This is a genomic window from Geomicrobium sp. JCM 19037, from assembly GCF_000698105.1.
Taxonomy (GTDB): Bacteria; Bacillota; Bacilli; order Bacillales; family Marinococcaceae; genus Geomicrobium_A.
Genome location: NZ_BAWZ01000003.1, coordinates 58,287 through 71,430, shown reverse-complemented (window position 1 = coordinate 71,430; position 13,144 = coordinate 58,287). Strand labels below are relative to the sequence as shown.

Below are 13,144 nucleotides of genomic sequence, written 5' to 3'. Positions count from 1 at the left end.
ATCATTGACCTCCTCTTTTTACTTATGGCTTGTATAGCGTCATCGTAAACGTCGTCCCTTTTCCTTCTTTACTTTGTACGACAATATCGCCACCGTGACCGTCCACAATGTTTTTCACAATCGCTAGACCTAACCCTGTTCCAGCGTTGCCTCTTGTTCTCGCTTTATCTGCTTTGTAAAAGCGTTCAAATACGAACGGAAGGTCGCTTTCAGGAATACCACTACCCGTATCAATCACTTCAAACCTTACCGCGCTGTCCACATCCGTAATCTTACACACGATCTCTCCACCTTCGGCTGTATGTCTTACTGCATTTGAGAGAAGGTTTGTTAACACTTGTTCTAGCCGATCGGGATCAGCATGCAATTGGATGGGTGGGTCAGGAGAGACAAATCGCAATGTTACATTTGCTTCCTCAGCCATTTTATTGAACTTGGCCATCACTTTTCTTGCCAATTCGACAATTTCAATGTCTTGTTTCTCCAACGTTAGATGCCCAGACTCCATTCGAGCAATATCTAAAAGTTCATTAACGAGTCGACCCATTCGCAAGGATTCATCGTAAATAATCTGAGTGATTTCATCTTTCTCTTTGTCTGTTTCAGCCACACCGTCCATTAACGCTTCGCTATACCCTTGAAGCATGGATATGGGTGTGCGTAGTTCATGAGAAACGTTGGCAATAAAGTCTTTTCGCAGTTTATCGTGTTGACGCTCTTCTGTCATATCACGAATGACGAGCACAACTCCGCGTACGTGAGATTGATCATATAAAGGCGTCATAAGAGACGCATACGTTCTGCCTTGAACCGTCACTTCTACCCATTGCTCTTGCTCTTGAGTGACGACTTTTTTTAAACAACGCATCCAAACGGTCTGGCAAACGTGTCGTCTTTTCGTGATCTTCATACATGAACGCTTCTAAAAACCGTTCTGCAGGCGGATTCGTCACCATCATATCCCCGCGACGGTTTAATGTTATGACCCCATCAGCCATACTGCTGAGAATTCTCGTAAGCTGCTCTTTTTCTTGATTGAGAGCATTGATATTATTATTTAACTGTCTACGCATCCGATTAAAAGCAATTGCCAATTGACCAATCTCATCGTGTGTGAGCATTGGCACAGACGTATCAAACTTGCCTTTCGCAACTTCTAATGTCACTTGCCGCATTTTTCGCAAAGGTGCCGTTACCCGACTTGAAAGGAAAAACGCAAAAAATGTAGTCAACACGAGTCCAATCGCTGCTGCTAATAAAATTAATCGTTTCGTTTCATCGGTTGACTCCTGCATCAACTCTAAAGAATTGTATAAGAAAATGGAATAGTTCTCAGACTCTGTAGATGCCGGGGCGCCGACGACGATGTATTCTGATGGGTCGCCACTGTATTGAGATTCGTAGGAAACGCGACTAATGACACGATCTTCTCCAGCAAAAACTGGCTGGAAACTGTCATGATTGGAAAAGAACAACGGAGGGATGTACTGCCCTTCAGCAAGCGTCGCATCCGTCGTCCAATACGGCACCTCATCCCTAAAAATGACAATCTTCATTCCGTGAGTTCGCTCTAGTTGCCTGACTGAGCGAAAAGATTGGGGCTGGCCTTCGCCTTGCTCAATTGTTGAAACAATATACGAAGCATGATTGCTTAGGCCATCTTCCATTTGTGAGAGGTGAAAGTTTTCGAAAAACTGATAAAGGAGTATACCTAAAATCCCTAGGACGACCGTAACAAGAAGGAGAATGGTCATCCACAGTTTTCCGACGATACTCCTCCAAATCATTGCTTTTGCTTCACGTTTTCAAATTTGTAACCGATTCCCCACACCGTCGTAATCATATCTCCCGCTTCTGTCGAGATGCTGTTGAGCTTCTCACGAAGACGCTTTACATGGGTATCCACCGTCCGAAGGTCCCCAAAGAATTCATATTTCCAAACGTCTTTGAGTAGCTTTTCTCTAGAAAACACTTTATCAGGGGAGCTTGCCAAATAATGCAACAACTCGTACTCTTTTGGGGTGAGCGATACTTCTTCATTTTGAACACTTACCCGGTGAGCATCGTGGTCAATCGTAATATGATCAAAAGCAAGAATGTTTTTCGTTTGTGTGTTCGTTTGTAAATACCGTGTTGATGACGTTCTACGCAATAGTGCTTTCACACGTAAAATGACTTCTCTAGGGCTGAATGGTTTGACGATATAATCATCCGTTCCTTCCTCAAACCCTTGCACACGGTTGGCTTCTTCGCCTTAGCGGTAAGAATGGCTACTGGCGTCGCCTTTTCTTTACGCAGTTGTTGCAACACTTCAATCCCATCCATGCCAGGCATCATTAAATCAAGCAATATTAGATCATAATCTTGTTCTTTTGCAAGTTGCAAAGCTATTTCACCATTTTCTGCTTCTTCAACGATGTAATGCTCTCTTTCAAGATACATCTTCAGTAACCTGCGAATGCGATCCTCGTCATCTACTACTAGAATTTTCACTTCATGGTCCATGTTACTTCCTCCTTCACACATCCAGTTAGAAACGTTATACAAGAAAGGGACGATCGATATGAACGCCCCTTCCATTTGATTCTTTTCTCATCCGATTCCCTCTACGCGTACGAGTGCAAACCTGCAATCACGAGGTTAACAAAGATGAGGTTAAACATAATGATGGCAAAACCGATAACGGCGAGCCAAGCAGAACGTTCTCCGTGCCAGTTTCTAGACAACCGCAAATGTAAGTACGCGGCATAGAAGAAGAACGTAATGAGCGCCCACACTTCTTTAGGGTCCCAGCCCCAGAACCTTGTCCATGCAATTTGTGCATAGATCATTGCAAATGCGAGTCCACCAAGAGCGAACAATGGAAAACCAATGGCAATGGCTCGGTAACTTAACTCGTCCACAGTTTGTGGCTTAACCCCTTTAAGTAATGGTTGCAGCATTGCACTAATGCGACGGTTTTTACCGATAAGTCGAATGATCCAATAAAGCACGAAACCACTACCGAATGCCAGATGACAGTGTTTAAATCTTCACTAATAATCCAATCTGGCATGTTTACAAGCGGTGACATACGATCTTCGGTGAGAAGTACCCCTTCGTTAGGGCCCACAATGGCAGGAAGCTCATACAATTTCTCTGCTTCTTCTCCATACTCGTTAATATACATAAACTCGGCTTCATAGTTAACTGCTTCAAACACATTCGTAACAATGACGAAAGCAAGTGCTGAGAGCAACGTATACATAATAAATTCTATACCGAACGTTCGCTTCGTCATCTTCTTGCCACTAAGGTCTAACGTACGAACGAGATATACTAGACCCGCACCAAAGCTGACAGCCAAAATTCCTTGAGCAACGGCCGTCGTGATGACGTGCAACGCAAGCCAGTTTGATTGTAAGGACGGAACTAGAGGCGCAATATCTGTAGAAAATACAGATGCATAGGCAATGATTAGCATAACGATCGGAATGGTGAACAGTCCGAGAACGTTAGACTTGTAAATGCCGTTAATGATAACAAACGCCAAACTAATGCAAATCGCTAGAAACGCTGTATATTCAAACATGTTACTTACAGGCGCATGTCCACCTGCAGCCCAGCGTGTAAAGAAATAACTAAAGGCAAATACAACCGCAATAATTGTCGCAATGTAACCCCATGTACCCCAGCGATTGTTTTTAAATTCACCTTCTTTATTGCGGAATTTTCTTCCTGTAACCGAAACCGCATAACAAATGGTCGCGATTAAGTAGAAGACAAACGCAATGTACAGCAGATTACTACTCAACTCTGCTAATGAATTCATACAGGTACCTCCTAGTCATTGACCTTATCGTCAATCACTGCCTTTTATAATCGATCTCTTTCCTCGTATTCCTCTTCATACTCTTTATCTGTTTGATCGAGTGGTTCTTCAAGTTCGGTCTCTTGTGCGAGTTCACGAATTTCTTTTTTAATGGACTCCCAGTTTTTATTCGTGTGAGCTGCGATCATAATGTTTTGATCAGCGTCACGTTGAAGCCAAATTCTTCGGTGCGGCCAATAAGACCCTTGAACTAAACCAATTAAGAAAATAGAACCTCCGACAATTAAGAACGGGAGCGTTAAATCTTTTCGCACTTTGAGTCCAGTGACGTGATTCGTGTCAATGCCTGCAAATGAAAAGGCGTACTGGTGGGGATCATCTTCTTCATCACGAATTTCGAAGTTCCGTTGAATCCGAATAAATGTTAGTTCTTCTTCGCCAGCGTCATTTTCTGTTTGGAAAATAAAGGCCGGATTATCAGGCACATTATTCTCGGTTGTCGGAACACCCTCGTCATTAATCATGAAGTTTGCAAAATAATCATAAATGTACACTTGATCACCGTTGTCGAGCTCATAATAGTCTTCGGGGTTATTCAAGTCTACCGTAAATGTCCCTGCCGCTTCACCACTCTCTTGATCTTCAACATCAAATGTCATCGCTTTGAGCTCATTCAATTTGTAATCCAGTTGGTAGATGGAGTAACTATCAAAATAGAGTGGTTGATTCACTTCAATCTCATCTTCAGAAAGCAAGTCTAGCTCACGTTCAGCACCAACAGTCGTATCTTCTTGTGCAAGATAGAGCGACGAGTGCGTTCGGAACGTCTCAATATGTTCTGCATCCGAGCCTTCCATTACACCTTGAAAACGCTCATCGGCTTCATCGTATAATTCCAAATCAAATTGTTTGTTCTCTAAGTAGTATTCTTCGGAAGTTCCTGGAATTGGCACCGTCTCTCCTTCACGAACCCACATGTTTTCGTCAATGTACATGCCTGGAAAGAACCGTAGCATTGCCCCGACAAGAAAGATGATAAGACCGATGTGATTGACATAAGGACCCCAACGTGCCCAACGGCTTTTTTCAGCTAGGATATTGCCATTTTCTTCGAAGATGTTGTAACGCTTCTTCTTTAGAAGCCCTTTTGCCTTGTTCATCGTTTCATCCGCATCTTCTACAGCGCTTGTACCAAATACTCTTTGACGTTTCATAAAATTATGATGCCGGGTTACCCGTTGTGACTTAAGCGCTTTGTATAATGGGAAAAAGCGATCAATACTTGCAATTAAAATCGATACACCGAGAGCGGCGATTAAAAGCATGTACCACCATGATCCATACAAGTTGTGGAAGCCGAGCATGTAATATAATTCCCCTGCCCAACCGTATTCATCATAATAGAACGTTGCTGCATCTTCCCCTGGTGGAATAAATAATTCTTGTGGGAAGATTGTACCGATCGCAGACGCAAACAGCAAAATGACAATAATGGATATCCCTACTTTTACTGAAGAAAAGAAATTCCATATCTTGTCAATCATTGAGCGGTTATACGTTTGCGACCTTCTGGCAGCGCCTTCATACCGCATGTTTAATAGTTCCTTGTTATCACCTGTAAGCGGTTTACCGCACGACGCACATACTTCTGTACCGTAAGGATTCGTGTGGCCGCATTCACATTTCACCTGTTCCAAATAATCACCTCGTTCAGACTCGAGATGGCGAATATCCCAAGGAATATTATACCTACAAAAACCCTGTCGTACCGCCTTTTTTCGCTAGTTTTTATGACGTTTATGTGACAGCCATTTCACGAAGTCTGGCGACTTCATATGGTTTTAATGGTCGGTAATCTCCGGGATTTAACTTATCTAATGTTAGAAAAGAATAGTGCTCTCTTTTTAACTTTAAAACGGGATGTCCGACAGCTTCAAGCATACGTCTAACTTGGTGATTTCTTCCTTCTGTAATGACTAGCTCAATGATGGACGTGTCGTTTTGCTTATTTCCAGACTTGAATGATGCTTTTGCCGGTAATGTTTTCCCATCTTCAAGTGTCACACCAGACGCTAGCTTTTTTAGCGTATCTTTAGAAGGCTTCCCTTGTACTTTAGCAATATACGTTTTTTTGATTTTGCTTTTTGGGTGCATCATTAAGTTTGAGAATTCACCATCATTAGTTAAGAGAAGGATGCCAGACGTATCGTAATCAAGTCGTCCGACAGGAAAAATTCGTTGTTCGACGTCGTTAATGAGATCGGTCACCACTTGCCGGTCTTTGTCATCACTTACTGCTGATATTACTTTTCTCGGTTTATAGAGCAGATAATAAACAGGTGCTTCTTTTGTAATGAGCACACCATCTACCTCTATTTCTGCTTTCGCAGATACTTTCGTTCCTAATTCTTTGACCACATCTCCGTTTACTTTTACGCGACCTTCCGTAATTAACGTTTCGGCTTTTCGCCTTGATGTGATGCCTGCTTGAGCGATTACTTTTTGCAAGCGTTCCATCTTTTCACCCCAAGTTCTAAAATCTTGCTTTACTAAAGCTAAAGTTCCATTTTATCATACGCCTCATTTCTTGTTTTCACAAGCGACGGCGTTGAATGGGAAACAGTGCAAATCTTCCGTAAAAAAGCCGACCCTAGGGTCGGCGACGATTACATATTACCAAACACGAGCATAACGAAGAAAATTGCTGCACATAGTCCACAAATATCAGCGAGTAAACCGACTTTTAATGCATCACCAATTTTCTTAATGCCGACTGCACCGAAATAAACAGTAATGACATAGAGGGTCGTGTCGGTGCTTCCTTGCATCGTGGAAGCTAAACGACCGATGAAAGAGTCAGGGCCGTGCACACGAATTAAATCGCTCATAATGCCTAAAGCTCCTGTGCCTGATAATGGACGCATAATCGCTAGCGGAACAATATCTGCAGGGACACCAACGAATGCAAGCACAGGTTGGATGCTGATAGCAAGAAATCTAATGCCCCTGACGCTCGAAACACAGAGATGGCAACTAACATGCCGACGAGAGGAGGAATGATGGAGATGGCAAGTTGGAAGCCATCTTTTGCGCCTTCTACGAATGTTTCATATGCTGGCACCTTCTTGTAAATGGCCACGACAAGGATTGTAAATAGTAAAGCGGGGATGAGATACATTGAAATGACTGAAAGGATATACATCTGTTACCTCACCCTCCTAGCCGTGTCCGACGCCAATGAAAATAACGGTCAATAAGGATCGCACTTGTTGCTCCTACAATGGTTGCGGCAATGGTCGTACCAATAATTTCACCGGGGTTTGCAGAACCGTACGTCATGCGAATAGCGATGACTGTCGTTGGAATGAGCGTAATGCTTGCCGTATTAATTGCAAGAAAAGTAATCATGGAACGACTTGCCTCGTCCGTGTTTCCATTTAACTTTTTTAGTTCTTCCATCGCTTTAATGCCCATCGGTGTCGCTGCATTGCCTAACCCAAAGAAATTGGCGGTCATGTTTGACAAAATATAGCCCATCGCTGGATGATCTTTTGGCACTTCAGGAAAAAGCTTACCGACGACGGGTGATAGTCGTTTTGAAAGAAATAAAAGCAATCCACCTTCTTCGGCAATTCGCATCATTCCAAGCCAAAATACGAGGATGCTTATGAGCCAAAACAGAGCGTCACCGCTTGTTCTGCCCCTTCAAAAACGGCCGCGTTCACTTCTTCCATCCTACCAGTGAACACCGCAAATACTAGGCCTATGATCAACATACTCATCCATATCCAATTAATCATCTGCTCACCTCAACATCTGTTGAATCCTCGACTTCAAGCGATCCCACCAAGAAGCAGCGGGCTCTTCTGCAAGCGGTCTAAAAAGCGGCGCTTGGGTAATGACTTCACCGTCGAGCATGAAGCGTATGTCCGCAGCATGAGGGTCTTCAGACGTTTGGTCGATCGGTTTAATTCTTGGTACAACTCTAGGTATCTCTTCATCTGTCAGAGGAAAATCAATTTGGTCGTGCACTTCATAATCCATCGATTCATCGGAAAGCTGATGTTGCCGACTTATTGGGCCTTCTTTTACGAGTGTTTTCATTTGATACGTATCAAAACCGTATTCAAACATCCGAATGTGATCGTCCCAATCAGAAGGGGCATTCAGTGTGACCGCAATCAGTTCCATTCCATCTTTTTCCGCTGAAGAAACGAGTGTTCGACGAGCGCGCTTCGTGAACCCGGTTTTTCCCCCCGTACTATATTCATATCTTTCAGTTAACAACCGGTTTTTGTTTTTCCATACACGGTCCCATGACTCATTCTCATTCGGCGCTCGGTGAACTTCTGTTCCCGATATATCACGAAACTCGTCCGATTGCATGGCGGCTTGCATAATGATTGCCATATCATGAGCACTTGAGTAATGCTCCTCATGATCATCCAAACCGTGGGGGTTTGCAAACGTTGTGTGCTGTAACCCGAGCCTTCTAACTTGGTCATTCATTAAATATACGAATCCTTCGACACTTCCCCCGATATGTTCAGCAATCGCAACGGCGCTATCATTGCCAGACCTTAACATAAGCCCATAAACCAAGTCACGAAGGGTTACTTTCTCCCCTGCACGAAGGTACAAAGACGACCCTTCAGTACCTTCAGCATTCGTTGATACAGTCACGACATCATCTAAGTTTCCTTGTTCTACCGCAATCATCGCTGTCATGATCTTTGTAATACTTGCAATCCGCTTTTCACTTTCAGCATCCTTTTCATATAACACGCGACCCGATTCAACCTCAATAAGAATTGCCCCTTCCGCGGATACTGAAAATGGGGCTTCTTCCGCTTGTTCAGCTGTCGCTTCTGCACTCACGAACAACATCCCTACACAAACTAAAATCACTTGGAATAACCGACGCTTCATGTTACGACCTCCTGCCGTCCTCACGACCGCTACTGTTAATGAAAATGTATGCAGGCTTGGCCAAAGTATGAACGAAGAATGAAAATGCAATTAAAAGGAACGATAGGATAGACATCGTTTTATAGAGAGGGAGTTTGAGATGGAAAATATATTTTCAGAAACGATCATCGTTCTTTCTCGAATTATTACGATCTTGCCGTTGCTTCTCATCATTACGCTATTCATGGGCAAACGATCCATCGGTGAACTTCCCGTATTCGATTATTTGATTATCATTACACTCGCTTCCGTTACCGGTGCTGATATAGCCGACCCTTCCGTTCCTCATTTCCATACCGTCTTTGCGATCATCGCTATCGCTGCTTTACAGAAAATATGGACAAACCTTTCCCTTCGCTATCCGAAGTTCGGTAAGAAAGTAACTTTTGCCCCAACAGTCGTGATGGTTCATGGGAAGTTTCTACCAAATAACATTCGCTCAATACAATATTCCATCGACAATGTGATTTGTATGCTTCGTGACAAAAATGTTTTCTACTTCCAAGAAGTGCAATACGCCATCATTGAAGCAAACGGTCAACTGAGCGTGATGAAAGAAGAACATGCGCAACCTGTGACGAAAGAAGACATGAATCTCCCAAACAACCCATCAAACCTTTCATATCCCTTAATCTTAGATGGCCAGTTCGAAGATGAAAATGCAATGCGCTTTTCAATGAACGAACGAGACTTGCTCGAGCTGCTCGCCCGTCGGGGCATTAAACGACTAAAGGACGTCTATTATGCGGAAATACATACAAATGGCAATGTCGTTATTACGACACAAAACGGGGAACTGACCCGAACGTCTATTCATCATTAACTTTTCTTTGATCTTTAAAAAGGTGATTTCCGCGCGTATTGAGGTGACAGGAAGACGGGAGGCAGGAGAAATGTTCGGTGTGTAAGCGTGCACAGATTTAAAAGATGCAACATCCACCGTGTTTTCTTTACACTCCAGAGTACAAGGGCGACATCCGGTGGCTAGTAGCCGCACCTCAGTTCGCTAAGGCTCTATAGAGAGGCTCCAATCGTCACAAAAACTGATTTTTGTGACGGTTGGTCAAGAAAAAGTCATTATTCTCCCCTAGCTCGTTACGTTTCCGCGCACGTGCACTATGGTGATCTACTAGGTTCGAGGGCTATTTCACTCCCAAACGTTCACTTTCAAAATATGAGCAGCGTCCGTGTAGAAACCAGGATTGAATGACGTCCACTCTTCTTCAGCAGCGCAGAAGACATTGCATTCACTAACCGTTCTCACCCATCAAAAACAACACGCCTTCCTGAAATCGGAACGCGTGTTATTCAGTGTGCTGTTATCCTTTCGGACGAAATACGAGTGCCGCTAAAAATGAAAAAATGATGGCGGCAGAAATACCTGCACTTGTAATCTGAAAGATCCCGGTCACGACACCAATGAGTCCTGTTCTATCGGCTTCGGCTAATGCACCGTGAACGAGCTGATTGCCAAAGCTTGTAATCGGAACGGTTGCCCCGGCACCAGCAAAGTCGATCAGTCGTTCGTAAACACCAATTCCATCGAGTATTGCTCCGACAACAACCAAAGTAGCCATCGTATGTGCTGGCGTAAGTTTCAGTCCGTCCATTAACAACTGACCACACACACAGATGATTCCACCAACGATAAACGCCCAGAGAAAGATCATGAGTTATCCCCCTCTCTTCTCAATTGCAACCGCATGAGCGATACAAGGGATCGATTCTTTTTGCTGGAACGTAAGCGGGGATAATAACGCACCTGTTGCACAAACAAGGATACGGTTATACACCCCTTTTTCCATGTCTTGAAGGATTTTGCCGAAAACGACTGAAGCTGAACATCCTGTACCACTCGCTCCAGACATCGCTTCAGGTTCGTCGTCATAGATCATCAATCCGCAATCTTGAAACTTGCTTTCAGCCAAATGTACACCTTGTTGCCGAAACCATTCGAGTGCGATTGAACGTCCTAGTTGACCGAGGTCGCCTGTCAATATTAAATCATAAGCACTCTCATCAATCCCAAAATCTTGGAAATGTGCTTGAATTGTATCAACCGCTGCAGGGGCCATCGCTGCCCCCATGTTAAAGGGGTCTTTAATGCCATTGTCCACGACTTTTCCGATCGTCGCTTTCGTGACGACAATGTCCGAGCCTTCAGAAGCGACAACAGCAGCTCCTCCTGCTGTAACAGTTCGTTGTGACGTTGGGGGGCGTTGCGCTCCGTATTCAATTGGATATCGAAACTGTTTTTCTATGGCGCCGTAATGACTTGCGGTACCGGCAAGAACCGGGGATGCCCCTTGCTCAACGGTGAGTGCCGCCAAAGCCAAAGCTTCCATTGATGTTGAACACGCACCAAACAATCCAAAGTACGGAATCCCAAGTGTTCTAGAAGCAAAACTTGTTCCGGTAATTTGATTAATCAAGTCCCCTCCAAAAAGAAAGGCAATGTCTTCGGGCGTTTTTCCAGCTTTTTTAATTGCTTGTTGGCACGCTTCCTCCATGAGCTTTTTTTGCGCTTGTTCGAAACTGTCTTCATTCATCCACAAGTCGTCGTACACTTTATCAAAGGTTTGACGAAGCGGCCTTTAGCCTCTGCAGGCCCCGCCACCACGCCTGTAGAGAGGATACAAGGAGATGTTGGATAGGAAAAACTTCTCTGTCCTGTAAACACTACATTCCCCCCCATTGCTGTGTGGCAATCGTATAAATTACACCAATAACGAAAGCGGCGACAGTACCAAACACAATGACTGAACCAGCAAGCTTAAACATATTACCACCCACACCGAGAACATATCCTTCAGTCTTATATTCAATGGCTGTTGAAGCCATCGAGTTTGCAAATCCTGTAACAGGAACGGCTGTACCCGCACCGGAAAATTGGGATAATTTGTCATACACACCAAACCCAGTTAATAACACTGAAATAAAAATCAATGTAGCGACTGTAGGTGCGCCAACGGTCGCTTCACTAAAATTGAAAAACGTCAAATAAAATAATGATATGCACTGACCGATTACACAAATGAACCCTCCTACGAAAAATGCTTTCACACAATTGAGGAAGATCGGGCGTTTAGGCTCCAACCGGCTGGCTACTTTTTGGTAGGCTTCCTTTTCCATTGATTCGTTCGTTTGCTTATCTTCCATATCATTTACGCCCCTTTCAAACCGGCTTCATGAATTCTTTTATTTTTAGTAACCGTTCATGCAAATGCCATCCGTCTACTTTCTGTTCAACAATGTCTTCTTCTAAGTTCTTAAGCTCCTTAAAAGCTTTCAGATCCGTAGAAAAGTGTACATCTGCATCAGGAGGCAACTGTTCTTCGAGCTCGGTTTCGGCTTGTTTTTGTACATCTTTTAAATTCCACCTTGCATGGTGCTCCACTGCTGCGGAAATGAATACATGATTCTCCAAAGAAACAGCGTGAACTTCCGTAATATGTTCCATTTCAGAAATTGCTTCTTTCGCTGCGTCAGCGAGCTGTTGCTCTTTTGCTGGTGTCGCATTTTCATGAGGGGAATTCGTCAAGTCGACGATGTGAGGGTGCTCGGTATGATGGGAGATTGCACTTTCCCCGCTTTCTTCACTGTCGTTTGTGCACGCACTCATCATGAGACACAGTGCAACGGCAACGGTTGTTGATAGCACGCGTGACACACGCATAACATCAAACCTTTCTATCACTCATTTCTGTTATTATTTGTGAACAAACTTCTTCAATACATAGCAAACATTTCCTCAAAAAAAAAGACTGACCAGGGTAGGTTCAGTCTTTTTCGTCATCAAGTTGTTCTTTATAGTTGGTAAGAAACAGATCCATCTGTTCTTCCCCTTCATCACTTGCCGATTCATCAATCTTTGGTAGCGACTCTAACGATTCGAGATGAAACACATCAAGAAAGCGCGTCGTCGTTTGATATAATATCGCCCTGCCTGCACCTTTTACTCTACCGCTTCCTCAATGAGCCCTCTGTTCACTAATGTATGTAATGCCCGGTCTGCTTTAACCCGCGCACCTCTTCTACATCAAGCCGGGTTACTGGTTGTCGATAAGCAACAATCGCCAACGACTCAAGCGCCGCTTGAGACAGTACGGATCGTTCTGGTGGCTTTGCGTATTTCTCAACATAAAGAGAAAATTCCGGTCGTGTCGTCAGCTTAAACGTTTCGCCTACTTGAACAATTTGTAGAGTTTTTGCTTGCTCTTCATATTCTTGTTGCAACCGTTTTAACTCGCTAACAATTCTCGATTGATTGGTTTCTAATGACTCAGCTAAACGGAGCGTATCTAGCCCTTCGTCACCACTGATGTAAAGAATCGTCTCTACAATACCTGTGAGATCTTGCTCCAT

At 43.8% G+C, this 13,144-nt stretch carries 9 protein-coding genes and 6 pseudogenes; 1 reads left to right on the top strand and 14 read right to left on the bottom strand.

Going from position 1 to position 13,144, the window contains the following annotated elements; genetic code table 11:
- Positions 1 to 22 precede the first annotated feature (22 nt).
- The 8 genes and pseudogenes from JCM19037_RS02585 to JCM19037_RS02550 form a co-directional block, all read right to left on the bottom strand.
- A pseudogene (locus JCM19037_RS02585) lies at positions 23 to 1,787 on the bottom strand (ATP-binding protein).
- A pseudogene (locus tag JCM19037_RS02580) lies at positions 1,784 to 2,505 on the bottom strand (response regulator transcription factor). The pseudogenes JCM19037_RS02585 and JCM19037_RS02580 overlap by 4 nt, the downstream one beginning before the upstream one ends.
- Positions 2,506 to 2,606: 101 nt before the next feature.
- Positions 2,607 to 3,811, bottom strand: a pseudogene (ccsB, locus tag JCM19037_RS02575) (c-type cytochrome biogenesis protein CcsB).
- Between the two features lie 44 nt (positions 3,812 to 3,855).
- Positions 3,856 to 5,499, bottom strand: coding sequence for a cytochrome c biogenesis protein ResB (locus JCM19037_RS02570; RefSeq protein WP_307189712.1), 1,644 nt, complete (start codon positions 5,497 to 5,499; stop codon positions 3,856 to 3,858).
- Positions 5,500 to 5,608: 109 nt separating this feature from the next.
- Positions 5,609 to 6,328 carry a pseudouridine synthase gene (locus JCM19037_RS02565; protein WP_042397545.1) on the bottom strand — a complete coding sequence of 240 codons (720 nt, stop codon included), beginning with the start codon at positions 6,326 to 6,328 and terminating at the stop codon, positions 5,609 to 5,611.
- A gap of 149 nt (positions 6,329 to 6,477) precedes the next feature.
- Positions 6,478 to 7,013 (bottom strand): annotated as a pseudogene (locus JCM19037_RS02560) (spore maturation protein).
- Between the two features lie 8 nt (positions 7,014 to 7,021).
- Positions 7,022 to 7,611 (bottom strand): annotated as a pseudogene (locus JCM19037_RS02555) (nucleoside recognition domain-containing protein).
- Positions 7,612 to 7,615: 4 nt separating this feature from the next.
- The gene (locus JCM19037_RS02550; RefSeq protein WP_042397542.1) at positions 7,616 to 8,740 is read right to left on the bottom strand and encodes a D-alanyl-D-alanine carboxypeptidase family protein; all 1,125 of its coding nucleotides are present in this window, start codon (positions 8,738 to 8,740) and stop codon (positions 7,616 to 7,618) included.
- 139 nt (positions 8,741 to 8,879) lie between these two features.
- Here JCM19037_RS02550 and JCM19037_RS02545 point away from each other — a divergent pair, with 139 nt between their 5' ends.
- Positions 8,880 to 9,602, top strand: coding sequence for a DUF421 domain-containing protein (locus JCM19037_RS02545; protein ID WP_042397540.1), 723 nt, complete (start codon positions 8,880 to 8,882; stop codon positions 9,600 to 9,602).
- 496 nt (positions 9,603 to 10,098) lie between these two features.
- Here the strand turns inward: JCM19037_RS02545 and spoVAE are convergent, their stop codons facing one another.
- The 6 genes and pseudogenes from spoVAE to JCM19037_RS21890 form a co-directional block, all read right to left on the bottom strand.
- On the bottom strand, positions 10,099 to 10,449 hold the full coding sequence (spoVAE, locus tag JCM19037_RS02540; protein ID WP_042397537.1) for a stage V sporulation protein AE: 351 nt from the start codon (positions 10,447 to 10,449) through the stop codon (positions 10,099 to 10,101).
- A 3-nt stretch (positions 10,450 to 10,452) separates the two neighbouring features.
- Complete coding sequence (locus JCM19037_RS02535; protein WP_307189706.1) at positions 10,453 to 11,328, bottom strand: stage V sporulation protein AD; 876 nt, start codon at positions 11,326 to 11,328, stop codon at positions 10,453 to 10,455.
- A 130-nt stretch (positions 11,329 to 11,458) separates the two neighbouring features.
- Positions 11,459 to 11,938 (bottom strand): stage V sporulation protein AC, encoded by a 480-nt coding sequence (gene spoVAC / locus JCM19037_RS02530; protein WP_042397534.1) that lies wholly within the window; start codon positions 11,936 to 11,938, stop codon positions 11,459 to 11,461.
- A 16-nt stretch (positions 11,939 to 11,954) separates the two neighbouring features.
- Positions 11,955 to 12,455 carry a YhcN/YlaJ family sporulation lipoprotein gene (locus JCM19037_RS02525; RefSeq protein ID WP_042397530.1) on the bottom strand — a complete coding sequence of 167 codons (501 nt, stop codon included), beginning with the start codon at positions 12,453 to 12,455 and terminating at the stop codon, positions 11,955 to 11,957.
- A gap of 103 nt (positions 12,456 to 12,558) precedes the next feature.
- Positions 12,559 to 12,732, bottom strand: a pseudogene (locus JCM19037_RS28120) (SMC-Scp complex subunit ScpB); the annotation flags it as partial.
- Between the two features lie 37 nt (positions 12,733 to 12,769).
- The gene (locus JCM19037_RS21890) at positions 12,770 to 13,144 is read right to left on the bottom strand and encodes an SMC-Scp complex subunit ScpB (RefSeq protein ID WP_052363469.1); all 375 of its coding nucleotides are present in this window, start codon (positions 13,142 to 13,144) and stop codon (positions 12,770 to 12,772) included.

Coding starts and splice junctions, on each gene's coding strand:
- JCM19037_RS02525 (WP_042397530.1), bottom strand. CDS start 12,455: ATGCGTGTGTCACGCGTGCTATCAACAACCGTTGCCGTTGCACTGTGT.
- spoVAE (WP_042397537.1), bottom strand. CDS start 10,449: ATGATCTTTCTCTGGGCGTTTATCGTTGGTGGAATCATCTGTGTGTGT.
- JCM19037_RS02535 (WP_307189706.1), bottom strand. CDS start 11,328: ATGAATGAAGACAGTTTCGAACAAGCGCAAAAAAAGCTCATGGAGGAA.
- spoVAC (WP_042397534.1), bottom strand. CDS start 11,938: ATGGAAGATAAGCAAACGAACGAATCAATGGAAAAGGAAGCCTACCAA.
- JCM19037_RS02550 (WP_042397542.1), bottom strand. CDS start 8,740: ATGAAGCGTCGGTTATTCCAAGTGATTTTAGTTTGTGTAGGGATGTTG.
- JCM19037_RS21890 (WP_052363469.1), bottom strand. CDS start 13,144: ATGGAGCAAGATCTCACAGGTATTGTAGAGACGATTCTTTACATCAGT.
- JCM19037_RS02565 (WP_042397545.1), bottom strand. CDS start 6,328: ATGGAACGCTTGCAAAAAGTAATCGCTCAAGCAGGCATCACATCAAGG.
- JCM19037_RS02545 (WP_042397540.1), top strand. CDS start 8,880: ATGGAAAATATATTTTCAGAAACGATCATCGTTCTTTCTCGAATTATT.